The sequence below is a fragment of the Acinetobacter sp. UBA3132 genome (assembly GCF_002364825.1).
Classification (GTDB): domain Bacteria; phylum Pseudomonadota; class Gammaproteobacteria; order Pseudomonadales; family Moraxellaceae; genus Acinetobacter; species Acinetobacter schindleri.
In genome coordinates this window covers 723-1,245 of record NZ_DEZM01000210.1, presented here as the reverse complement: position 1 = coordinate 1,245, position 523 = coordinate 723, and the positions used below count along the sequence as shown (strand labels likewise).

Sequence of the window (523 nt, the reverse complement as noted above, 5' to 3'; positions counted from 1 at the left end):
AGCCAACATGTACCGTTTGGCGTGTAAAGATCCTGAGATCGAAAAGAACTGTCGTAAGCCTTCGTGTGTGTTCCCGGGAGTATGTCAAAACTTACATACCGACCATGCGCCACTGACGCAGTTATACCGTAAAGCACGTGCATTACCAGGTATTAAAAAGATTCTGATCGGTTCAGGTTTACGTTATGACCTTGCGGTTTTAAACCCTGAATATGTCAAAGAATTGGTGACGCATCATGTCGGTGGTTACCTCAAGATTGCGCCTGAGCATACTGAGAAAGGTCCACTCAATAAAATGATGAAGCCTGGCATTGGAACTTATGACCGATTCAAGCAAATGTTTGATCGTTATAGTAAGGAAGCAGGCAAGGAACAGTACTTGATTCCTTACTTCATTGCAGCGCATCCGGGTACAACCGATTATGACATGATGAACCTGGCGATTTGGTTGAAGAAGAATGGTTTCCGTGCTGACCAAGTACAAACCTTCTATCCATCACCAATGGCAACGGCAACCACCATG

1 pseudogene is annotated in these 523 nt (G+C 44.7%); it reads left to right on the top strand.

Annotated features, from left to right (window positions below):
* Window positions 1–523, top strand: a pseudogene (locus tag B4033_RS11640) (YgiQ family radical SAM protein); the annotation flags it as partial.